Here is a 22,412-nt window from a genome sequence, read left to right as displayed (position 1 = left end):
CCGCGTCGACGCCCTGCGCAAGGCCGCGGAGGCCTAGGGGGCGTCGCATGTGCGAAGGGCCTGCCGGCACCGTCGACCGGTGTCCGCAGGTCCTTCGCGAGAGGGGAAGCGGGTCCCGGTCCCGGCCGGGGGAAGTCGGGACCGGGACCCGCGATCAAGGGCTGCCGAGCCGGTCGGCAGCGCTGTGCAGACGTGCGGCCCAGCGTGGGTCGGCCAGCGCGTCCGCGGCCTCGCGGGGAATGCTCAGGCGGACGTCGCGGCTGTGGTCCTCGTCCGGGGTGGGCGTGACCAGTACCGTCCACGGGACGGGGTTGGCCGGGAACTCGTACCAGAACGGCCTGCCGGCGCCGAACTCCAGCGCGTACACGGGCAGTCGGCTGGCGTTGTTCAGCGCGACCGTCCCCTCGAACGCGTCCAGCGACATCCGGCTGAGGACCCGTCCGGAGCGCCCCGCGCGCCGCTGCGCCACCAGGAAGGCCGCCTCCTGACGCACCCGTTCGGGCGTGACACGGTCCAGCGCGGCGCGTACCGCGCCGACGGCATGGGCGAGGGGCTCCTCACGCAGCTCGCGGGCCCGCAGCACGGCCGTGGTGTTGGACACCGCGTTACCCCAATATCCGTCCGGGAGCCGGTCCTTGAGCGGGGCCCGCAGGCCGACCACGATGCCCAGGCGCTCCTCGGCCTCGGGTGCGCGGTCGCGCAGCGCACCGAGCACCCGCCATACGTGTGCCCCGAGCGCGTCGCCGCTGGAGGCGGGAGGCCGGTAGCGGTCCTGTCCGGCGCGGGCGGTCTCGCGCAGGGCGAGCACCTCCGCGGCGGTGAAGCGGACGGTGATGGTGCGCATCCTGCGCGCGCGGGCGTTGACCTTCCAGATGAACCCGAACTTGCGCCGTCCGGTGACGACCTCGTACTGCGGGTCGTCCGGCCCGGGTTGCGCGTCGTCGGCCAGGCCGTCCATGAGCGCACGGTCGTACGGCGGTGCGGGGAGGTCCTGCCCCGCGTGTGTGCGGGACCAGTGGTGCAGGAAGTCGAGGTAGCCGGCGCCGTCGACGACGCTGTGGTTGATGCTGACGCCGAGCACGGAGCCGCCGCCGCGCATGTGCGTGACCTTGACGGTGAGCAGCGGGGTGTCGTGGCCGACGACGCGGAAGGCGTTGACGGGGTGGATGTAGCGGCGCAGGTCCCCTCGGGCGGACCGGTCGGGCCCGTAGTCCGGCATGGCGCTGTCGGAGCGGGTGACCGCGAGGACGGCGCCGGCGTCGTCGCACACCACGCCGAGTCCGCCGTCGTCGTCGCGCACGAGGCGCCCGGTGAGCAGCGGATAGTGCGCCAGGGTGCGGCGCAGGGAGTCGGTCAGGGCGTCCGCGTCCAGGGTCTGCCGGTAGAAGAAGGCGCGCGGCGTGGCGAAGGTGCCGTTCATCAGGTCGTGGACTCCGAGCCGGACGCGCTCACCGGACGTCGCTCCCCCGCGCAGGACGACGGTGCGCTCAGGTGTGCCCGGCGGGCGGCCGTACTTCATCGCTTGCGGCTCCAGGGATGGACGAGACACCCACGAAAGCTGGGCTGCTTCACAGTGCCGGATCCGGGACGATGAAATCCCCAGACCCGCAGGCTTTTGGTGGTTCCCTAGATTCGTCGGGCGTGCCTGGCCCGCGGGTGGGCGCGCGTGCTGGTCTGGAGTTCCCCCGATCGAATGCGATACGGGCGTGGGGACCCGCTTCGACTGCGAGCCGGCCGTACGTATCGTCCCCACCGGTACACAACAGGAGGCCATCAGCCGTGGGGAACGACAAGACCGAGATCCTCGACCTGGTGCGGGAGTACCACCGTTCCACCGCCTCGTCGGGGTTCGTGCCGGGCAGCACGCCGGTGCTGGCGTCCGGAGCGGTACTCACCGAGGACGACCGGGTGGCACTGGTGGAGGCGGCGCTCGACATGCGGATCGCCGCCGGTGTCAGCTCGCGCAGGCTGGAACGCGCGCTGGCCAAGTACTTCGGTCTGCGCAAGGCGCATCTCACCAACTCCGGTTCGTCGGCCAATCTGCTGGCGCTGAGCAGTCTGACCTCGCCGCAGCTGGGCGAGGACCGGCTGAAGCCGGGCGACGAGGTGATCACGGTTGCCGCCGGGTTCCCCACGACGGTCAACCCGATCCTGCAGAACGGCCTGGTGCCGGTCTTCGTCGACGTCGAACTGGGCACCTACAACGCGTCGTTGGAGCGGGTGGAGCGGGCGATCGGCCCGCGCACCCGGGCGATCATGATGGCGCACGCACTGGGCAACCCGTTCCGGGTGCGCGAGATCGCCCAACTGGCGCAGGACCGCGACCTGTTCCTCATCGAGGACAACTGCGACGCCCTGGGCAGCACCTACGACGGACAGCTGACCGGAACCTTCGGTGACCTGGCGACCGAGAGCTTCTACCCCGCCCACCACATCACCATGGGCGAGGGCGGCTGTGTGCTGACGGACAACCTGATCCTGGCCCGGATCGTGGAGTCGATGCGTGACTGGGGCCGCGACTGCTGGTGCGAGCCGGGTGAGGACAACCGCTGTTTCAAGCGGTTCGAGCAGCAGATGGGGTCGCTGCCGGAGGGCTACGACCACAAGTACATCTTCTCCCACGTGGGTTACAACCTGAAGTCGACGGACGTCTCCGCGGCGCTCGGCCTCCAGCAGCTCAGCCGCATCGACGAGTTCGGCAAGAAGCGTCGCCACAACTGGGCCCGGCTGCGGGAGGGCCTGGACGGGCTGCCGCACCTGCTGCTCCCCGAGGCCACCCCGGGCAGTGACCCGAGCTGGTTCGGCTTCGCCATGACCGTGCAGCCGGGCGCGCCGTTCGAGCCCGCCGCGCTCATCGACCACCTGGAGTCCAGCAAGGTCGCCACGCGCCGCTTCTTCGCCGGCAACCTGACCCGTCATCCGGCCTACGAGGGGCGGGAGTTCCGGGTCAGCGGCACCCTGACCAACAGTGACATCACCACCGAGCGGACGTTCTGGATCGGCGTGTATCCGGGGCTGACCGACGAGATGATCGACTACAGCATCGACACGGTCATGGAGTACGTCACCCTGCCGCACTGAGTCCCGCGGGACGCCGACGGGGCGGGTCCCGGCACCGGTCGGTGCCGGGACCCGCCCCGTCGCACGTGCCGGCGTCCGCTCAGCCGGCCGCGGGCGTCGCCGGGTCCTGCGTGGCCCACGTCTCCAGCAGGTCGGCGGCGCGAGGGGCGCCGCCGGCCGTGCGGATGGCGTCACGCAGGGCGGCGAGGGCCGCCGGTGTGCCGGGGTCGGCGAGCAGCCGCGCCACCGTGCCGGCGAGACGCTCTGCGGTCAGCGCGGTCCGGTCCAGGGCGCGTCCGACCCGGCACTCCTCCAACCGGCGCGCGCTGAGCACCAGTTCGTGGGCGGTCGGCAGGGCCACCACGGGGGTGCCGTAGGACAGGGACTCCATCAGGCTGCCCATGCCCGCGTGGCACACGAACACGTCGGCGTGCGGCAGCACGGCGGGGTGCGGCAGCCAGGGGTGCGCTTCGACGTGTGCCGGCAGCGGGCCGAGCTGCGCGGGGTCGCTGCCCCGGCCGAGTGTCATGACGACGTGCCAGTCGGCCGGCGGGAAGGCCTCGGCGCACAGGCGGAAGAAGTCGCCGCGGTCCCCCGCCTCGGTGCCCAGGGAGACCAGGGCGACCCGGTGCCCGTCGCCGGGCGGCGACCAGAGGCCGGGCTCGGGCTCGCCGGACGTGGGGCCCACGAAGGCGAACCGGTCGTCGAAGCTGTCGCCCTCGATCTGGAAGGCGCGCGGCAGGAAGACCAGGTTGCGGGTGTCCCACTCGGCGCCGTAGCGGCCCATCTCGTCCAGTCCGATGCCGTGTTCGCCCATGAAGCCGATGATCACCCGGGCGCCCTCGGCCATCAACGGGTGCCCGGGGTCCCACATCTGGGCGCGCAGCGAGAACTTCTCGTTGGCGGCGTGGCTCGGGCAGACCTGCACCGGTACGGCCCCCAGGACCCGCGCGAGCACACGGCCGGCGGCGACCGTCTCGAAGTCGTAGAGCACGACGTCGGGCGGGTCGCCGGCGAGGGCGTCCAGGGCGGCGGGGTAGACGGTGCGCACGGTGTCGACGAGGAGGTCGTAGCCGTCGCGGGCGAGCCGGTCCGGGTTCGGGTCGGCGGCCCGGTAGAAGTCGCCGCGCGCGGAGGTGTAGGTGACGGCACTCGCGCCGCAGTCCGTCACGACCGGTGCGAAGCGTTCGTCGACGACGTAGGTGACGCGGTGGCCGCGGGCGAGCAGTTCGCGGGCCACTCCCAGCGTGGGGGCGATGTGGCCGTAGTCGGCGAACAGGAGGAGCGCGTAGTGGCGCGAGGGGGTGGGCGTGCCGGGCGGCATCGGCTCTCCGAAAGGTCTCTGACGGCCCGGGGAGGGCCGCGGCGGTGGATCAGCGGGCGTCCGCCCTCAGCGCCTCGTAGTGCGCCAGGCAGTCCTCGTAGCGGGCCAGGAGTCCGGTGTCCCGGGCCTCGGCGACGGAGATCGCCTTGAGGTCCTTCTCGGACATCAGAGGCGCCTCGGACAGGCTCCAGGGCAGGGCGAGATCGGGGTCGAAGGGGTCGATGTCCACCTGGGTGCCGGGTACGAACTCGGTGGAGCACAGGTACGACACACAGGTGTCGTCGGTGAGGGCGAGGAAGCCGTGCACCAGGCCCTCGGCGACGAACAGCGTCTCGCCCGTCTCGGCGGACAGCCAGTTCGCCTCGTGCACTCCCCACGTGGGGGAACCGACCCGCAGGTCCACGACGATGTCGAGGACGGCGCCGCGCACCACGCACACCACCTTGGCCTGCCCGGGTGGCAGCAGGGTGCCGTGCAGTCCGCGCAGGGTGCTGCGGCGCGACACCGAGTAGTTCACCTGCGCCACGGGCACAGGGCGGCCGATCTCCGCGGCCAGCCTGTCGTGCCGGAACGACTCGTAGAAGCTGCCGCGCTCGTCACGGATCTGGTGCGGCGTGATGTGGTACGCGTCCGGCACGGCCATCTCTCGAACCTTCATGGTGGCCACACCGTAGGGCGTCGGGATCGAGGACCGATCGAGAGCCGTCGGTGGACGGTTCCGGTCGACGGAGGCCGACGAAGCCTGGAGCGATCCTCGATCGGCGGCTGCTTCAGTGGTGTCGTCAGACCCGCGATCGGGCGGGGCAGCGACGGTGAACGGATGCGCGGCGCGCGGATCCGGGAGGAGAGACGGCATGCCGGAGGTCGGTGCGCTGGGACGGCCGCACGGTGCGGACAGGGGGTCCGGCCGCGTGCTGGTTCTCGGGGCGACCGGATTCGTCGGCCGTCATGTGGGAGCCGCCCTGGAACAGGCCGGCTACGAGGTGCTCGCCGTCGCCCGTCACCCCCGCAAGACACCGGCGTCCTGGCGCTTCCACCCCATGGACCTGGCCGACGCCGAACCGCGAGCCCTGGTCGAACTGATCGACGAGGCGGGCCCGGTGGGCGTCGTGAACGCCGCGGGAGAGGTGTGGTCGCCCACGGCCGACCGGATGCACCGCAGCAACCAGTTGCTCGTGGAGCGGCTCCTCACCGCGCTGACCGCCGCCGGACCGCGGCCGCGACTGGTGCAGCTGGGCTCGGTGCACGAGTACAGCCCGCAGCCCCGGGGGGTGTGGCTCACGGAGAACTCGCCGGAGGAGCCGGCCACCGACTACGGGCGGACGAAGCTGCACGGCACGCGGACGGTGCTGCGGGCCGCCGAGTCCGGTACGGCGGACGCGGTGGTGCTGCGGCTGTCGAACGTGATCGGCGCCGGCACGCCCCGGGGCAGCCTGCTCGGCCAGGTGGCCGCGCAGTTGCTGGAGGGGGCCGCCGAGGGGCGGACGGCCGAGGTGCGGGTGTCGCCGCTGCGCAGCAGCCGTGACTTCGTCGACGCGCAGGACGTGTCGCGGGCCGTCGTCGCGGCGCTGCGTTCCCCGGGCGCCGCCGGGCGCGTGGTCAACATCGCGAGCGGCGTCTCGCAGCCGGTGCGGGACATGGTGGACCTGCTGATGTCGATCAGCGGCCGTCCGGCCCGGCTCGTGGAGCGTCCGGTCGCGCAGTCGCGTGGGCTGACGGACACCGACTGGATGGCCGTGGACGTGTCGGCGGCGCGCGCGCTTCTGGACTGGCGGCCGCGGCGCACGCCCCGCGACATGGTGCAGGATCTGTGGCAGGCCGCGGCCCGGCGGCAGGAGACCTCGCCGCCGACGGGTGAGCGGGCGGCCCCGGCCGCCGTGGGCGACACGTCAGCCGGGCAGGAGGTCCAGGTCGGCCGTGCTGACGCGGTCGGTCAGCACGTGCTGGCGCAGCCGCTGCAGGCCCGGTGACGGGTCCAGGCCGAGTTCGTCGCGGAGTTGCGCGCTCAGCCGCCCGTAGACCTCCAGCGCCTCGCCGCGCCGGCCGCACCGCTCCAGGGTGATGATGAGAGCGCCCTGGAACCATTCGTGCAGCGGCCGTGCGCAGGCGATTTCCTTCAACTCGCCGACGAGTTCACGGTGCCGGTCCAGGCGCAGGCCCGCGATGACCCGCAACTCCTCGGCCTGAAGGTGCAGTTCCTTCAGGCGCAGGGCGTGCCCCTGCACGGCCGGGCCGGGAGTGACGTCGGCGAACGGCGGTCCGTCCCACAGCCCGAGGGCCCGGTCGAGCAGTGCCTCGGCGCCGGCCGGGTCACCGCCGGCGAGTGTCGTGCGGGCCAGGCCGGTGAGGTGGGCGAACTCGTCCGCGTCGCATTCGCCCGGCCCGACCTGCAGCAGGTAGCCGTGGGCGTGGGTGACGAGCGGGCCGGGCTCGCCGGGACCGGGATCCTCGCCACCGTGCAGCGCCTTGCGCAGCTGGTACGCGTACGTCTGCACGGTGGCGGTGGCACTGCGCGGCGGGTCCTCCGCCCACAACTCGGTCGTCAGCGCGGACAGCGAGACGACCGAGTTGCGGCGGGCGAGCAGCAGGGCCAGCACCTGGCGGACCTTCGGTGCCGTGGGAGTGACGTCACGGCCGTCGGCCGACACCCGCAGCGCGCCGAGAGTGTGCCAGGTCAGCACGGTGCGGTCCCCGTCGCCTGACCGGGCCGGGTGGCCCGGCCCCACACCTCGGAGTTGTCCCGGTACCAGGCGACCGTCTCGGCGAGGCCCTCCGCGAAGTCGACGTGCGGCTTGTAGCCGAGCTCGATGTGGGCCTTGCGCCAGTCCACGGAGTAGCGGCGGTCGTGGCCCTTGCGGTCGGTGACGTACTCCACGCTCTCCCAGTCGGCGCCGCAGGCCTCCAGGAGGAGTTCGGTCAGACCGCGGTTGTCCAGTTCGGTGCCGCCGCCGATGTTGTAGACCTCACCGGCGCGGCCCCGGGTGCGGACCAGTTCGACGGCGCGGATGTGGTCGTCGACGTGCAGCCAGTCGCGCACGTTCAGGCCGTCGCCGTACAGGGGGACCTTCCGGCCCGCGAGCAGGCGGGTGACGAACAGCGGGATGATCTTCTCGGGGTACTGGTGGTACCCGTAGTTGTTCGAGCAGCGGGTCACGCACACGTCCAGGCCGTGGGAGCGGTGGTAGGACAGCGCGATCAGGTCGCTGGACGCCTTGGAGGCGGCGTACGGCGAGTTGGGGTGCAGCGGCTGCTCCTCGGAGCAGGAGCCCGCCGGGATGGAGCCGTAGACCTCGTCCGTGGAGATGTGCACGAACCGGTCGATGCCCTGGTGCAGGGCGGCGTCCAGCAGGGTCTGGGTGCCCAGGACGTTGGAGCGTACGAACTCGGCGGCGCTGGCCAGGGAGCGGTCCACGTGGGACTCGGCGGCGAAGTGCACCACCTGGTCGTGCTCGGCCATCAGGCCGTCGACCAGTTCGCGGTCGCAGATGTCGCCGACGACGAGCCGGTAGCGGTCGGAGTGCGCCACCGGGGCCAGGTTGGCCAGGTTGGCGGCGTAGGTGAAGGCGTCGAGTACGGTGACGGTGACGTCGTCGGGGCCGAGAGCCCCGAGCAGCGTCCGGACGTAGTGGGAACCGATGAAGCCGGCACCGCCGGTCACCAGGATGCGCGTCTGACTCATCGTGGGTGCGGCGCGTCACCGGGCGTGCCGAGCGGGCGCCGTCCTCCTTTCTGACGGTGTGTGCGGTCGCGCCGGGGTTCAGCGGGCCGCGACGAGGCGTTCGAGTTCCGCGACGACGGCGTGCGGGGTGGGCATCGCGGCGGACTCGTCGCGCAGCCGACGTGCGGCGGCGGCGTGGGAGGGGTCCTCCAGGAGCTGCCGGGTGAGGTCGGTGGCCCGGTCGGGGTCGGCGTCGGTGTGGTGCAGGAAGAAGCCGGCGCCGGCGTCCTCGAGGGACCGGCCGCGCAGTTCCTGGTCCGCGACGAGGGTGGACAGGGCGAGCTGCGGCACGGCGTTGACCAGGGCGGTGGAGAAGCTGCCCCAGCCGCCGTGGTGGATCACGGCGGAGCACGTCGGCAGCAGGGTGCTGAGCGCGACCCCGCTGACGGCCAGGACGTTCGCGGGCAGGTTGTCCAGCTGCTCGGCCTGCTCGGGCATGAGGGCGGCGACGATGTCGGCGTCCAGCCGTGACAGGGCGCGGAGCAGTTCGGCGACGTCGACGTAGTCGCCGCCGTAGGCCTCGGTGTTGGTGCGGCCCAGGGTGACGCAGACGCGGGGCCGCTTGGGCTCCTCGCGTAGCCACTGCCACCGCACGGCGGGGCCGTTGTAGGGCACGTACCGCATCGAGACCTGGTGCAGGTCGCTCGGCGGGCGCAGGCTCGGCGGCAGCGTGTCGAGGGTGAACTGCCCGTTCAGCAGCTCCTCGTCGCAGCGCACCCCGTAGGCGCCTGCGCGCTCGTCGATCCAGTCGGCGAGCGGGTCGGCGCGCTGGTCCTCCGGTACGTCCCGGGCGAGTTCGACGAACGTGGCACGGGCCTGGCCGTAGACGTCGGCGGACCACAGCAGGCGCGCGTGCGCGGCGCCGCAGGCGCGTGCGGCGATGCCGCCCGCGTAGGCGATCGGGTCGCGTACCACGAGGTCGGGCTGCCAGTCCCGGGCGAGCGCGACGAGATCGTCGAGGATGGGGGCGTTGTAGCGGGCGAACCCGTAGGGGACGCTGATGGAGTACCGCTCGACCAGGCTCGCGTGGTCGACGTCGCCGTAGCCCAGGCGGCTCCAGTTGGCGACGTCGGCGTCCTGCGAGTCGCGGGCGACGGCCATGTCGCGATGGACGTCGTCGTGGTCGGTGCCGATCGGCGCGGCCACCAGCCCGGCGCCGGTGACGGCCTCGTTGAGCGACGGCGCGTTGGCCATCAGCACCTCGTGTCCGGCGGCCGTCAGGGCCCAGGCCAGCGGCACCATCGTGAAGACGTGTGACTTCTCCGGCAGGCCGGCGAACAGGACGCGCATGGATTCCTCTCCTCAGTCGGTTCCGTGATGGTGGCCCGGGCCGGCGCTCAGGCCGTTCGCTCCCGGTCCTCCGTCACGGTGATGGCGTTCAGCGGGCAGGACTCGGACGCCTCGCGCACGGCGGGGGCCTGTGCGGCGCCGGGTCGGTCGACCAGCAGCAGGGCCAGTCCGTCGTCGCCCTGGTCGAAGACCTCGGGGGCGATGAGGGCGCACTGGCCGGCGCCGATGCACCTGTCGTGGTCGATCGCGATGTCCATGCGGGCCTCCTGTGCGCTCGCCGTGCCGGACCGATGGGTTGCCGGGGCGAGCCCATCTTGCGGTGCCGGTGCGGGGATCGGCCGCGCGTGGGCCGCTGTCTGGGGTTTCCTCCAGAGATTCGGCCGGCGTGCGGGCCGCGGGAACCGGTGTGCGCGGGGCGGGGGTTGTGGGTGCGCGCCGGTTCTCGGGTGAATCCCTAGACAGCGCCGCCCTCGCTGGCCCGGCGCGGCGCCGTCGTGTTGGGCTGGCCGGGCGATCGGGCGGCGGCGCCGGTGGAACGGACGGCGCCCGCGGGACCGTCGTACGACATCTGCGAAAGGGGAATCCGGGTGGCGCAGCAAGGCACCTCGGACGTGCTCGACCCGACGCCCGGGGCCGACGTCCGGCTCGAACGTCCGCCGACCGTCGAGCCCGACGGCGGCGTCGCACTGCTGGCCTGGGCGGCGCGGATGCGCGAGGAGCAGCCCGTGTGGCGGGACGGCAGCGGCAACGTGCACGTCTTCCGCCACGCCGACGTGCAGCGGATCCTCGCCGATCCGGCGACGTTCTCCTCGGACACGGTGGGCCGGCTGTCGGGCGGTGCGAAGCAGGCACCGCGGGGCACGCTGCTGCTCCTGGACCCGCCGCTGCACGGCAAGATGCGCCGTCTGGTCAGCCGGGCGTTCACCCCGGGGCTGATCGCCGGCCTGGAGCCGTGGATCACCGAGCTGACCGGGCAGTTGCTGGACGCCGCCCCCGACGACGCCTTCGACCTCGTGGACGCCCTGGCCAACCCGCTGCCGGTGACGGTCATCGCGCGCATGCTGGGCGTGCCCACCGAGGACCGCGACCGGTTCCAGGGCTGGGCCGACCAGTTGCTGTCGACCGATCCGGACGACCCCCAGAGCGTACGGCGGATGGAGGAGACGGCGGTCACCATCTCCGCGTACCTCCAGGGCTTCATCGAGGCCCGCCGCTCGGAGCCGAGCGGCGATCTGCTGGGTACCCTGGTCGGCGCCGAACTCGACGGCGAGCGGCTGGACGACGAGGACATCGCGAGTTTCGCGACGCTGCTGCTGCTCGCCGGGCACATCACCACCTCGGTGCTCGTGGGCAACGCGCTGCTGTGCCTGGACCGCGACCCGCGGCTGCTGGAGCGGGTGCGCGCGGACCGTTCGCTGGTCCCGGCGGTCCTGGAGGAGACACTGCGCCTGCGCCCGCCGTTCACCCGGATCGAGCGGGTCACGACGGCCGCCACCGTCGTCGCCGGCACGGACGTCGGCCCCGACACCCTCGTCCATCTGTGGCTGCTGTCGGCCAACCGGGACGAGGAGGTCTTCGAGGACCCGGACGCGTTCCGCCCGGATCGCGCCAACGCCCGGCAGGCGGCGTTCGGGCACGGCATCCACTACTGCATCGGGGCGCCGCTGGCCCGGCTCGAGGGCCGGATCGCGCTCGATGCGCTGCTGGACCGGTACAGCGGCATCGCCGTCGACCCGGCGGCGCGGCTCAGCTGGCACGGCACCAACGTCTTCGGTGCCCGGCACCTGCCCCTGCGCGTGCGGCGCGCGTGAGGCCGGTTCGCCCCATGCCCCTCCCCCATCCCCTCAGCCTCGGCCCCTCTCGCGACGGAGCGACCCCATGAAGACCAGGCCCGGCCCGCCCGTGATCCCCTCGGAGCGGGGAAAGTGCCCGTTCGACCCGCCCACCGAGTACGCCCGGCTGCGTGCCGAGCAGCCGGTCAGCCCCGTCACCTTCCAGGTGGCGCCGAAGGACACGTCGGGCTGGCTGGTGACCCGTCACGACCTGGTACGCCAGATCCTCGCCGACGACCGCTTCAGCCACCGCAACGAGTTGCTGGCGCACGTGGTCGCGCCGCCGTTCCCGATGACCGAGTACGCCCCGCAGCCCTCGCCGCCCGGGTCGTTCGCGAAGATGGACGCCCCTGAGCACACCAGGTACCGGCGGCTGCTGGCGGGCCACTTCACGCTGCGGCGCATCCAGCAGTACGAGCCGCAGCTGACGCGCATCGTGGACGGGGCGCTGGCGGAGATGGCCGCGAAGGGCTCGCCCGCGGACCTGGTCACCGACTTCGCGGAGAAGGTCAGCCTGCGCTCCGTGTGCTCGCTGATGGACGTCTCGCCGGAGCTGATGGACGGCATCCAGGAGCACTTCTCGGCGCTGATGACGCTCACGTACACGCTGGAGGAGTTCGTCCACCACGTGGAGTCGATGGACGGGCTCATCCGTCCGATGGTGCGTGAGCGGACGGCGGAGCAGGGCGAGGACTTCTTCGGCCGGCTGGCGGCGACCGGTGAGCTGACCGAGGACGAGCTGGTCAACCTGGCCGTCCTCACCCTGGGCGGGTCGCTCGACACCACGCCGAACATGCTGGCCCTGAGCACCTTCGCCCTGCTGGAGCACCCGGACCAGCTGGCCCTGCTGCGCGAGCGGCCGGAGCTGTACGAGGCCGGGGCGGTGGACGAGCTGCTGCGCTATCTGACGATCTCTCAGATGGGTTCCAGTCGCTGCGCGTTGGAGGACGTCGAGATCGGCGGCACCACGATCAGGGCCGGCCAGACGGTCGTGCTGTCGCTGCCCGCCGCCAACCGCGACCCGGAGGTGTTCACCGACCCCGACCGGCTGGACGTCACCCGAGTCCCGCGCAAACACCTCGCGCTGGGCTTCGGCGCGCACCAGTGTCTGGGCCAGCATCTGGCACGGGCCAGCATGCGGATCGGGCTGCGCAGCCTGTTCGATCGCTTCCCCTCGTTGCGGCTGGCGGCAGCGGCCGGGGAGGTGCCGTTGCGCGACCGTGCGGTGCACTACGGCGTGGACCAGCTGCTCGTGGCCTGGGACTGACGGTCATGGCGCGAAAAGGCTCCGCGCGGCGTGGGACGAGGAAGGATCTGCCCGCGTTCCGCACGACCGTCGACAGCCGGGTGGAGCGGGTGCACACCGTGCGCGCCGGGACCGCCGACGGCGCCCGGATCCGGCTGACCGGCTACGACCTGCTGACCGGGCCGTGGTACACCCCGCTGACGTTCTTCTACCGCGACACCCTCGACGGCGCGGCGCTGCGCGACTCGCTGGCGCGCACGCTGCGCCGTTACCCCCCGCTGGCCGGGCGCCTGCAGCGGGACGCGGACGGTGGCCTGAGCGTGCTGTGCGACGACGCGGGCGTCCGGTTCACCGAGGCGTCGAGCCCGGACCCGATGCGCGACTACGGGCACGGCCTGCGCGCCGAGCCGGTCATCGGGGAGCTGCTGCGCGAGGTGAGCGCGTTTCGCGTGGTGGGCCGGGACACTCCGCTGCTGAAGATCCGGCTGACGCAGATGCGGGGCGGCGGCTCGATCCTCGGCGTACTCATCAACCACAGCCTCGCGGACGGCGGCAGCACCGTGGCCTTCCTGGAGAGCTGGTCGCGCGAGCACCTCGGGCTGTCGTGGGAGGAACCCAGCCACGACCGGGGGGTGCTGGACGCGCTGGGCCGGCTGTCCGCGGACCCCGTCACCCGCGCGGGGCGGGCGTTCGTGGCCGTGGGCCGGGTGCGGCACCTGGCGACCACGCTGCGCGTCGGCGTGAACAGGCTCGCCACGATCACCACCCGGTTCGGTGCGGCGGAACTGGCCGCGCTCAAGGCCGAGGCCCAGCGGACCCTGCCCGACGCCGACGCGTGGGTGTCGACGAACGACGCGCTCACCGCCCACCTGTGGCAGGTGCTGGGCGAGCTGCGGGACCGGCCGGCCGACGCCGCGGAGTGGCTCGGGCTGATCGTCGGCGCGCAGAGCCGGCTGGGCGATGCGCTGCCGGCGTCGTACTGGGGCAACTGCGTCAGCAACAGCTGGACCTCGCTCACCGCCGCCCGGTTGCGCGAGCTGCCGCTCGGGGCCGTGGCGCGGGACGTCCGGCGCTGTCTGGACAGCAACACCGAGGACAAGATCCGCGACGAGATCGCCTTCCTCGGCTCCTACCGGAGCAAGGGCGTGTCCCGGCACGTGATGTCGGTGCGGGCCCCCGACGTGTCGACGACGTCCCTGTCGGTCAACAACTGGTCGCAGTTCCCGCTGTACCGGATCGACCTGGGCGCGGGACGCCCCTTCTGGTACGAGTTCCCCGACCTGCCGGTGCCGACGGTGCACATCGCGCCCACGCCGCAGGAGGACGGGGGCCGGGACGTGTATCTGTGTCTGCCCGAGTCCGACGCCGCTCTCGCGCACACACCGCCGTGGCGGGAACGGCTGCACGCCCGCGGCGCGGCGCCCGTCGGATCGTGACGCCCGCCGGCCGGGATCACGGCGCGGCGGCGGGAAAAGAGCGATCAGGCGCCTCTCCCTACCTGGTATGGGCCAAAATGGCCCATCGGGGGGAGTGATGCCGGGTCGGCGTGGCCGGTCCGTGCGGTCGATCCCCTGGGGGCGGACACAGGTCCCGGGCGCCGGCGGCGTTCCGGGAGGGAGGTACAGGGCGATGACCACTGCGCACGGGGACAGCTCTCGGGAACCGCAGCCGGACGGACCGGACCCGGAGCCGGTGGAGCGCGAGCGTGAACTGGCCCTCCTCGGCGAGCTCACGCGACGGACCGCGGCCGGCGACCCCGGTCTCGTCATGCTCGAAGGCCCTGACGGCATCGGCAAGTCGAGCCTGTTGCGGGCCCTGGTCGCCACGGCGCGGGCCCAGGGCCTGCGCGTGGTCCACACCCGCGCCGGCCGGCAGGACCACCGGCTGCCGCTGAGCACCATCCGTGACCTGCTGGCCGGCCTCGACGTCGAGAGCATGCCGCCGGTCACCTGGCCCGAGCGACCGGGCCCCTCCGGCCCGGACGCGCAGGTGCCCTGGCCCGCCGACGTCGACGGGGCCGACGTGCCCTTCGACGTGCTCGGCGAGCTGCAGGAGATCGTCCGGTCGGCCGCGGCGAACGGCCCGTTGGCGATCGTCGTCGACGACGCGGAGGAGGCCGACGCCGCGTCGCTGCGCTTCCTCGCACACGGCGCGCGCCGCATGGCGGGGCTGCCCGTGCTGATGGCGCTGACCCGCCGCAGCGGCACACATGTGCCGGCCCTCAACGAGGTGGCGGCCCTCCCCCTGTGCCGGGTGCTGCGGCCACGGCCGCTGACCGGTGCGGGGATCGGCCTGCTGGCGCGACGGCTGCTCGGTACGGAGACCGACGCGGCCTTCCACGCGTCCTGCCTCGCGGCCACGAACGGCAACCCGCTGATGGTGACCCGGCTCCTGACGGCACTGCGCGAGGAGCAACTCCCGCTCACCGCCGACCGCTTCACGTCCGTGTCCGAACAGGACATCCCCGCGTTCCGGGTGCGGGCGGCGCGCCTGCTGCACCGGCACCCGGAGGCCACCGTCCGGGCGGCCCGCGCCCTGGCCGTGCTCGGGGACGAGGTCTCCCCGGAGACCGGCGCGCGCCTGGCCCTGCTGGACAGCGCCGTCTTCGCCCGCTCCCTGCTGGCCCTCGTCTTCCTCGGACTGGTCACCTCCAACGCCGACGGCACCTGGTCCTTCGCCCACACCCTGCTGCGCAACGTCGTCCTGGGCGAGATGTCCGAGGAGGAGCGCGACACCGCACACGGCCGGGCGGCCCGGCTGCTGCACGACGCCGGGGCCAGCGCCGCGGAGGTGGCCGAGCACCTGCGCCAGGCGCCGTCCACGACACACCAGTCCTGGGCCCGCACCGTGCTGCGGGAGGCCGCCCGTGAGGCCATGCTGCGCGCCTCCCCGATGCGCGCGATGCAACTGCTGCGCCCGTGCGTGCCCGAGGGCACCGAGGAGGACTGCGACCCGAGTCTGCTCGTCGAACTCGGCGTGGCGGAGAGCCGGATCGATCCCGAGGCCAGCGTCCGCCACCTGAGCACGGCGCTGGACCGGGCGACCGGGCCGGAGTTGCGGCTTCAGGCCCTCAGGTCGCTCGCCGAGGCACTCACCCGGCAGGGGCAGGTGGCCCGGGCCGTCGGTCTCCTGACCCGCTACCGCACCGAGACGGCCGTACCTCTGTCCGGCACGGCCGATCCCCAACTCGTCGAAGCGCGGCTGCTGATGGCGGCCACCGGCAACCGGTCCGCCTTCACCGAGCTGCTGGAGGCCGTCTCCTTCGACCTCTCCCTGCCCGGCGACACCCCGGAGGAACGCGCGCTGCTCGCGGCCCGCGCCGCCGTCTCGGTGACCCGCCTGGACCGGGTCGCCGAGGCGGTCGCCGCGGCCCGCGCCGTCATCGGCCGCGGTACGGCGACCAACGACGCCCCGCTCTTCCTCGCCACGGCCGCCTCGGTCCTGCTCTACGCCGACCTGCCGCACGAGGCCGAGTGCAGCTACCAGCGGCTCCTCGAAGGCACCGACGCGCTGCTCGACCAGACCTATCCGAGCCTGCTCGCCCTCAGCGCAGAGGCGCACCAGCGGCTCGGCTCGCTCGACCCGGCGCTGCGCGCCACCGCCGCCGCCCTCAAGGACGTGACCGTCTCGCGCGCCAGCCGGTACGAGGCGCTGCCGCTCGCCGTACGGCTGCACGCCCTGCTCGACCGGGGCGACCTGGCTCAGGCCATCCTGCTGGAGAAGGAGATACCCGACCCCGTCCCGGACGACTCCTGGCAGTGGAACGAAGTGCTCTGCGCCCGCGGCCGGCTGCATCTGGACACGAAGGACCACGAGCGGGCGCTGGCGGTTCTCAAGGAGTGCGCGCGCCGGCAGGCGGAATGGCAGCGCATCAGTCCGGCCGTCTCGCCCTGGTGGTACTGGGCCGGGCACGCCCATCTCGCGCTGGGCGACCAGGGCGCGGCCGCCGCGCTGGCCGAGGAGGCCGTCACCGGCGCCCGGTCCGCGGGCCTGCCGTGCGCCCTGGGGTCAGGACTGGAACTGTGGGCGGCGGCGAGCGACGGCGAGCGGCCGCTCCTGCTGGAGGAGGCCGAGCAGGTGCTCATGGGCACCCGGGCCGCCCTGGTGCGCGCCCGCGTGCGGGTCGCTCGGGGCAAGGCGCTCCAGCGCCTCGGGTACACGAAGGACGCCCGCGCGGTGCTGCGGCAGGGCTGGGAGGAGGCGTACGACGTCGGATCCCGCTCCCTCTACACCGTCGCCCACCGGGCACTGCTCGCCACCGGCGCGCGGCCGCGCCGCCCCGTTTCCCGCGGCTTGGGAGCGCTCACACAGAGCGAGTCCCAAGTGGCCCGCCTCGCGGCGTCCGGCCGGTCGAACGCGTGGATCGCCGAGTCCCTGTACGTGACACAGCGGACGGTGGAGGTTCATCTGACCTCGGTGTATCGCAAACTCGGCCTGTCCGGGCGGCGACAGCTGCGGGACGTGCTGGAGTCGGAGGGCATCGACAACTCCGAGCACGAGCAGTGACGGTCCGCCCGGAGACGCCCCGAGTGCGGTCGGTAATCCTACCGGAATGCCGTCGGTTTCCGTTCCGCTTGACAGAGTAATTTGACCTTCATTCAGGAATCATCAAGCATTCCCCCGCGATTCCATTCCCCTGACACCCAGTGCCTCTCACGGCGTTCGCGAGTGCCGCCCCGGCCTCGCCGTCACGGCCGAACACGGCCTGACCAGGGACCCTACGAACGGACTCGGCGGCTCCTTGTGCAATTTGGGGCACAAGCCCAACGCTATTGCGGACTTTACGAGCCCTCTTGCTGGTCCACCCCTCGCTGTGATCTGCTGACACTCGGATGTCAAGCGGCTGTGAGTGAACCTTCAGGACTCTTTCTGTATGAGCGATGCCATGGACTCTCCACGCACTGTCCCTCGGACATGCGCTGCCACCCGTGCCGCGTCTCGCCCTCCTGAACCGGGGGATTGCGCCGGCCCGGGCCACCGGCCGGTCCGCCGGTCCCGGACAGCACAGCGACCGCAGAGTTCCGCCGACCCGGTCGGCACCCCGCGCACGAGGGAGTACCAGCACGGTGTTACTAGAACGCGAGTCCGCTCTTGCGCATGCCACCGCCGCCCTGCGCCGCGCCGAGGCCGGGGAGGGCGCACTGCTCGTCGTCCGCGGTCCGCTGGGCGTGGGCCGCTCGACGCTCCTGGAGTCCTTGGCGGCCCTCAGCCGTGACCACGGATTCGTCCTCCTCAGGGCCCAGGCGTCCGCTGCCGAGGAGCCGTTCCAGTTCGGCGTGGTCGGGCAGTTGCTGGACTCGCTGCGCGGGGTCGTCCCGCCCGACGACATGGCCCGCTGGCTGCGGCGGGCGGACGCCTCGCTGCCCGGGGGCACTTCGCGCACGGCCCCCACGGACGGCACGCCCGCGGCGGCCCCCGCGTGGTCCGCGCTCAGCCGACAGCAGGCTCCGCGCTGGCTGACGGGGCTGCTGGGCTGCATACAGGACGACCGCCCGGCGGTGCTCATGGTGGACGACCTGCAGTGGGCGGACACCGGGTCCCTGCATGCGCTCGCCCTGTCGCTGGCACGGCGCGCGCGTCGGCGGATCCTCTTCGTGTTCTCCGTGCTGCCCGGTGATGTACGAGGCACCCGACAGCACGTCCGTGACCTGCTCGCCCCCCAGGACTACCGGGCCGAACCCCGGTGCCCGGACGGCCCGTTCCGGTCCGACGACCCGGTGTCCGACCAGACGCTGGAACTCGCACCGCTCGGCCTCAACAGCGTGCGCCTGCTGGTGGAGAAGTCCCTCGGCGGCGCGACGGACCCGGTGTTCGTGGACACCGTCGCGACGCGCTCCGGCGGCAACCCGCTGCTGCTGCGGACGGTGCTGGACGAGGCGCAGTACCTGAGACTGCGTCCGACGGCGACGGACGCCGTCGTCGTGGCGACCCTGCGCCCCGAGCGGGTCCGCCAACGTCTCGACGCGTTCCTGCGGTCGCAGCCCGACCACGTGCGACGGGTCGCCTACGCACTCACCCTGCTCGGCCCGGCGGCGGACGAGCAGTTCGTGGCCCGGCTCGCCGAACTCGACGACGCCGGGCGGGAACAGGCCGTCGAAGTGCTGCGCCTCGCCGGTCTCGTGGACCGGCGCTCGTACCGGCTCACCTCGGGCACGGTGCTGCGGGACCTGCTGGAAGAGAACATGCCCGCCCAGGAGCGCACCGTGATGCGCGGGGTGACGGCCGAGCTGCTGCACCGCGCCGGCCACCCGGCCGAACTCGCCGCGGAGCAGCTGATGGCCGTGATCACCCTGCGCGGCCCGAAGGCGGTCCGGATCCTGCGCACCGCCGCCGCCAGTGCGCAGCGCCGCGGCTCCCCCCGGGACGCGGCACGCTATCTGCGCCCCGCCCTCCTCGATGCGTCCCTCTCGGGGCACAACAGGGCGCGGCTGCTCGTCGATCTCGCCACCTCGGAACGCAGTTTCGCGACAGCCGCCTCGCTCCGGCACGTCGTGGAGGCCGTACCGCTGCTCATTACGGTACGGGAACGGGCCGACGCGATGCTGCTGCTGGGACCGCTCCAGATGGACCCGCCCACCTTCCGCATCGACGCCATCCGCGCCTCCATCGCCGAAGAGCTGCGCCGCTCGGACGCCGGGGAGGCGACGGAACGCGAGCTGGCCCTGCGCCTGGAAGCACGCGAGCACGTCCTGTCGGCGCAGGATCCCGCACACATCCAGCGGGCGCTACGACGCTTCCGCGACCTCGGCCCCTCCCCCCGGCTGGCCACCCCGGGCGAACGGGAGTTGGTCACGTCGTTGATGCACATCGCGTTCGTGGCGGGAGCCGTGCCCGCGGAGCAGCTGGCGAGCCTGTGCACCCGCATCCTGGAGCAGGAGCGGCCCATCCCCGACCACGTCCACAGCACGGTGCCGTTGGCCGTGAACATCCTCGCCGGCGCGGAGCACACCGAGGGCGCGGCCAACTGGCTGCGTGAGGCGCACCGGCTCGCCCAGCGCCGCGGCGGTGACGTGGAACAGGCCGTCATCCGCTGCGAACAGGCACTGGTCGCGCTCGCCGAGGGACACCGGACCTACGCCCGGAACAAGGTCGTCCAGGCGGACGCCCTCGCGGGCCCCGAGGCCAGCGGTCTGCCCACCGTCTGCACGGCGGTCCTCTCGATCGTCGCGATGAACACCGACGAGCCCGAGCTCGCGGAACAACTCCTCACCCAGCACCGGCTGCACACCGAGAACCAGCACCTGGCCGCGCTTCTGCACGTGGCGCGGGGCTCGCTCGCGGCCCGGCGCGACGAACCCCGCACGGCGCTGGACCACTACCGGACGGCGGGCCGGCGCACCGAGCAGATCGGCTGGCTGAACCCGGTCGTCCTGCCGTGGTCGTCGTGCGCCGCTCTCATGCACCACCGCCTGGGCGAGCACGAAGAAGCCGTCGCCGCAGCGCAGTCGGAGCTCGACAGATCCCGGGCCTGGGGGGCGCCCACCGCGCTGGGGCGCGGCCTGGTCGTCCTCGGCCGGGTCACGTCCGGACGCAAGGGCCCCGAGTTGCTCGAAGAGGCCGTCACGGTCCTGGAGAAGAGCGGCAACGTATACGAACTGTGCCGGGCTCTGTACGCCCTGGGAACTCATCGTGAAACCCACCACAACCGGAGATCGGAAACCCTCAAACGGGCACACCGACTGGCGAACGAACATGACGCCCCCGCGTTGACGAGGAAAATCAGCAGCAAACTGGCCGAGAGAACAAGGGAACCGGAAGCCCGCGGCAACAGGCTGACCCCCTCAGAACGCAAAGTCGCCCGTCTCGCGGCGGCAGGACTTAGCAACTCGGACATCGCGAGTCAACTCGGCACGTCGTCGCGGATGGTGGAGAAACATCTCACGAACTCCTATCGGAAACTTGGCATCTCCGGGCGTCCCGGGCTGGCCAAAGCGCTCACCGGGGATGACGCCGAGCAGTGAACCAACTTCGGGCACCAACTGGACAGTAACCAGGCAGTGACCGGGCATCGTTGCGACAGAAACGGTCACACGCCCGCACCGATGCTCTTTCCCGCTCACCCCGGCGACGGTGTGCGCCGCGACACACACCGGACTACGCAACGAAACCAGTCGGTGACCTGAGGTGACCCTTGGCCGCTCAGGGGGTCTGCATCTCGGCTCCCACCGATCCGTGGGGTCCGCGCGACCGCACCACCGAACCACCCGACCACAGTGTTTTGGAGCCACGCAAAAGTTTGCTTGACCCGTCTGTAGGCATATTCCTAGGCTCGATCACAGTTGATCAGATGCACGCAGGGACGGGGGACCGGCCGATCTCGGAACCGGAAGAAGCAGTATCGCGTCCGATCAAATGTGCCTTCGGGTAACAGATTCCCCACATCTGAATGCAGAAAGACGGTGCGTCGCAGTGACCACGCGAATAACAGGGCCCTGGCACAACAGGGACAGGGCGGCGGCCCCGCGCACTCCTTCGGAGTTTCACCGAACTCAGCCCGATCACCGACATCGCACGGAGAGCAGCCGTCGCTTCTACACGGCACACATCGACACCGACATGCACATCGTGGCAGCGGAGCATGATTTCTCCCGCCAGTTCGGCAGAACGTCCGCCGACATCTGCGGACGGAGCCTCTACGATCTTCTCCACCCCAGCTCGCCTTCCGTACTCAACCGGCACTTCAACCGGTTGTCGGAAGGGCGCTGCAACCGCTTCGCCGAGCGCATGGTCGGCCTGGGTGACGACGGGCGGGCCTTTTCCGGAGAACTGACGGGCATCGCCGTACAGAACACCACCGGACTGCTGGCCGGGATCGTCGTACAGGTCAGGCCGGACACTCACGCACCCGACACGGACGCCGAGGAGGGAGTCCTCAACCCCGGTGAGCGGCTTCTCAGCAAGCTCGACGCACAGGTCCTCGAGGGCGTCGCCAGCGGCGCCTCCACGGTCCAGCTCGCGGCTCGTCTCTACCTCAGCCGGCAGGGCGTCGAATACCACGTCGGTCTCATGCTGCGGAAGTTGAAGGCACCGAACCGCGCCGCTCTCGTGGCGCGCGCCCACTCCATGGGCATGCTGACCGTCGGCCAGTGGCCCCCGCGGGTCCTGCCGGACTTCATCAAGTAGCGACAACTTCGCCACCGGCCTGACGCCTGGCGCACCCGTCTCGCTGTGCGTCGATCCGGGCCACCCCCAACAGCTGCGTCGGCGGCCGCACCGTCTCGAACGGTGCGGCCGCCGACGCGTGTCCGGCGCCAACGCACCGGCGGGGCAGGGAAGTTGCCGGAGACCGGACGGTGTCCGGTCTCCGGCGGTACTCCCCGCGGCTACTGCTCCAGCTCGCGGCTGATGAGGTCGAACAGCTCCTCGTCGCTCGCGCCGTCCAACCGCTCACCGAGGGACGGGCCGTCGCCCTCGGGTCCGGCACCGGCGAGCTCGATCTCGCTCAGGAGCGTCCTGAGCCGGGCGCCGAGGAGCGCGCGGGCGTCGTCGTCCGGATCCGCCTTCATGATGCGGGCGATGCCCGTCTCCAGGTCCGCCAGCATGGACGCCACGGTCTCGTTCTCCCCGGACAGTTCGGCGTCCAGATGCTGGGCCAGGGCGGCCGGCGTGGGGTGGTCGAACACCAGGGTCGCGGGCAGCGCCAGACCCGTGTCCTCGATCAACGTATTGCGCAGCTCCACGGCGGTCAGCGAGTCGAACCCCATGTCGCGGAAGGCCCGTTCGGCGGCGACCGCCGTCGTGTCGCCGTGCCCCAGCGCCTTGCCCGCGGCACGCCGTACGTGGTCCAGGAGGGCATCGGCTCGCCCCTGGGGCGACAGCGGGGCGACGCGCTCGACCAGGGCGGGCCGCCCCGCGCCGGCACCAGCGGAATCGTACGGCGCCTCAAGCGCGGTCATGGCCGCGGCCGCCTGGGGGAGGTCGGCGAGGAGGGGGCTGGGCCGA

Annotated in this window: 16 protein-coding genes; 8 read left to right on the top strand and 8 right to left on the bottom strand. The window is 72.3% G+C overall.

Annotated features, from left to right (window positions below):
* Positions 1–154: 154 nt before the first annotated feature.
* The gene (locus BIV23_RS42450; protein ID WP_177240238.1) at positions 155–1,549 is read right to left on the bottom strand and encodes an acyltransferase; all 1,395 of its coding nucleotides are present in this window, start codon (positions 1,547–1,549) and stop codon (positions 155–157) included.
* Positions 1,550–1,779: 230 nt separating this feature from the next.
* Here BIV23_RS42450 and rfbH point away from each other — a divergent pair, with 230 nt between their 5' ends.
* Positions 1,780–3,081, top strand: coding sequence for a lipopolysaccharide biosynthesis protein RfbH (gene rfbH / locus BIV23_RS42445; protein WP_071386335.1), 1,302 nt, complete (start codon positions 1,780–1,782; stop codon positions 3,079–3,081).
* Positions 3,082–3,160: 79 nt separating this feature from the next.
* Here the strand turns inward: rfbH and BIV23_RS42440 are convergent, their stop codons facing one another.
* Entirely contained in the window at positions 3,161–4,384 is a 1,224-nt protein-coding gene (locus BIV23_RS42440) for a macrolide family glycosyltransferase (RefSeq protein WP_071386334.1), read from the bottom strand.
* Positions 4,385–4,433: 49 nt separating this feature from the next.
* On the bottom strand, positions 4,434–5,042 hold the full coding sequence (locus BIV23_RS42435) for a dTDP-4-dehydrorhamnose 3,5-epimerase family protein (RefSeq protein ID WP_071386333.1): 609 nt from the start codon (positions 5,040–5,042) through the stop codon (positions 4,434–4,436).
* Between the two features lie 196 nt (positions 5,043–5,238).
* Between BIV23_RS42435 and BIV23_RS42430 the strand changes: the two genes are divergently transcribed.
* Positions 5,239–6,354, top strand: a complete 1,116-nt coding sequence (locus BIV23_RS42430) for an NAD-dependent epimerase/dehydratase family protein (protein ID WP_079173761.1) — start codon at positions 5,239–5,241, stop codon at positions 6,352–6,354.
* Here the strand turns inward: BIV23_RS42430 and BIV23_RS42425 are convergent.
* From BIV23_RS42425 to BIV23_RS42410, 4 genes are all read right to left on the bottom strand, one after another.
* On the bottom strand, positions 6,274–7,065 hold the full coding sequence (locus tag BIV23_RS42425) for an AfsR/SARP family transcriptional regulator (protein ID WP_071386338.1): 792 nt from the start codon (positions 7,063–7,065) through the stop codon (positions 6,274–6,276). The two genes, BIV23_RS42430 and BIV23_RS42425, sit on opposite strands and share 81 nt — an antisense overlap.
* Positions 7,059–8,063: a dTDP-glucose 4,6-dehydratase gene (gene rfbB, locus BIV23_RS42420; RefSeq protein WP_071386332.1), complete on the bottom strand. Its 1,005-nt coding sequence runs from the start codon at positions 8,061–8,063 to the stop codon at positions 7,059–7,061. The genes BIV23_RS42425 and rfbB overlap by 7 nt, the downstream gene beginning before the upstream one ends.
* 78 nt (positions 8,064–8,141) lie before the next feature.
* The gene (locus BIV23_RS42415) at positions 8,142–9,392 is read right to left on the bottom strand and encodes an activator-dependent family glycosyltransferase (protein WP_071386331.1); all 1,251 of its coding nucleotides are present in this window, start codon (positions 9,390–9,392) and stop codon (positions 8,142–8,144) included.
* Between the two features lie 47 nt (positions 9,393–9,439).
* Positions 9,440–9,649, bottom strand: coding sequence for a ferredoxin (locus BIV23_RS42410; protein ID WP_071386330.1), 210 nt, complete (start codon positions 9,647–9,649; stop codon positions 9,440–9,442).
* Positions 9,650–9,979: 330 nt separating this feature from the next.
* On the opposite strand from BIV23_RS42410, the gene BIV23_RS42405 reads away from it, so the two are divergent.
* From BIV23_RS42405 to BIV23_RS42380, 6 genes are all read left to right on the top strand, one after another.
* Positions 9,980–11,203, top strand: coding sequence for a cytochrome P450 (locus tag BIV23_RS42405; protein ID WP_245790920.1), 1,224 nt, complete (start codon positions 9,980–9,982; stop codon positions 11,201–11,203).
* Positions 11,204–11,270: 67 nt separating this feature from the next.
* Positions 11,271–12,491 (top strand): cytochrome P450, encoded by a 1,221-nt coding sequence (locus BIV23_RS42400; RefSeq protein ID WP_071386329.1) that lies wholly within the window; start codon positions 11,271–11,273, stop codon positions 12,489–12,491.
* Positions 12,492–12,496: 5 nt separating this feature from the next.
* Complete coding sequence (locus BIV23_RS42395) at positions 12,497–13,906, top strand: acyltransferase (protein WP_079173759.1); 1,410 nt, start codon at positions 12,497–12,499, stop codon at positions 13,904–13,906.
* A 193-nt stretch (positions 13,907–14,099) separates the two neighbouring features.
* Positions 14,100–16,976 (top strand): helix-turn-helix transcriptional regulator, encoded by a 2,877-nt coding sequence (locus tag BIV23_RS42390; RefSeq protein ID WP_071386327.1) that lies wholly within the window; start codon positions 14,100–14,102, stop codon positions 16,974–16,976.
* A gap of 560 nt (positions 16,977–17,536) precedes the next feature.
* Complete coding sequence (locus BIV23_RS42385; protein WP_071386326.1) at positions 17,537–20,431, top strand: AAA family ATPase; 2,895 nt, start codon at positions 17,537–17,539, stop codon at positions 20,429–20,431.
* Between the two features lie 448 nt (positions 20,432–20,879).
* Positions 20,880–21,593, top strand: coding sequence for a helix-turn-helix transcriptional regulator (locus tag BIV23_RS42380; RefSeq protein ID WP_425443584.1), 714 nt, complete (start codon positions 20,880–20,882; stop codon positions 21,591–21,593).
* 200 nt (positions 21,594–21,793) lie between these two features.
* Here the strand turns inward: BIV23_RS42380 and BIV23_RS53440 are convergent.
* Positions 21,794–22,412 (bottom strand): phosphopantetheine-binding protein (locus BIV23_RS53440; RefSeq protein ID WP_281250210.1); only part of this gene is annotated, 619 nt, incomplete at its 5' end.

The sequence above is a fragment of the Streptomyces monashensis genome (assembly GCF_001866665.1).
Classification (GTDB): Bacteria; Actinomycetota; Actinomycetes; order Streptomycetales; family Streptomycetaceae; genus Streptomyces; species Streptomyces monashensis.
This window is presented reverse-complemented; position numbering and strand designations above follow the sequence as displayed.

Bases quoted from the DNA above. Each gene is read 5' to 3' on its own strand.
- BIV23_RS42440 (WP_071386334.1), bottom strand. From the start codon at position 4,384: ATGCCGCCCGGCACGCCCACCCCCTCGCGCCACTACGCGCTCCTCCTG.
- BIV23_RS42435 (WP_071386333.1), bottom strand. From the start codon at position 5,042: ATGAAGGTTCGAGAGATGGCCGTGCCGGACGCGTACCACATCACGCCG.
- BIV23_RS42430 (WP_079173761.1), top strand. From the start codon at position 5,239: ATGCCGGAGGTCGGTGCGCTGGGACGGCCGCACGGTGCGGACAGGGGG.
- rfbB (WP_071386332.1), bottom strand. From the start codon at position 8,063: ATGAGTCAGACGCGCATCCTGGTGACCGGCGGTGCCGGCTTCATCGGT.
- BIV23_RS42415 (WP_071386331.1), bottom strand. From the start codon at position 9,392: ATGCGCGTCCTGTTCGCCGGCCTGCCGGAGAAGTCACACGTCTTCACG.
- BIV23_RS42410 (WP_071386330.1), bottom strand. From the start codon at position 9,649: ATGGACATCGCGATCGACCACGACAGGTGCATCGGCGCCGGCCAGTGC.
- BIV23_RS42400 (WP_071386329.1), top strand. From the start codon at position 11,271: ATGAAGACCAGGCCCGGCCCGCCCGTGATCCCCTCGGAGCGGGGAAAG.
- BIV23_RS42395 (WP_079173759.1), top strand. From the start codon at position 12,497: ATGGCGCGAAAAGGCTCCGCGCGGCGTGGGACGAGGAAGGATCTGCCC.
- BIV23_RS42390 (WP_071386327.1), top strand. From the start codon at position 14,100: ATGACCACTGCGCACGGGGACAGCTCTCGGGAACCGCAGCCGGACGGA.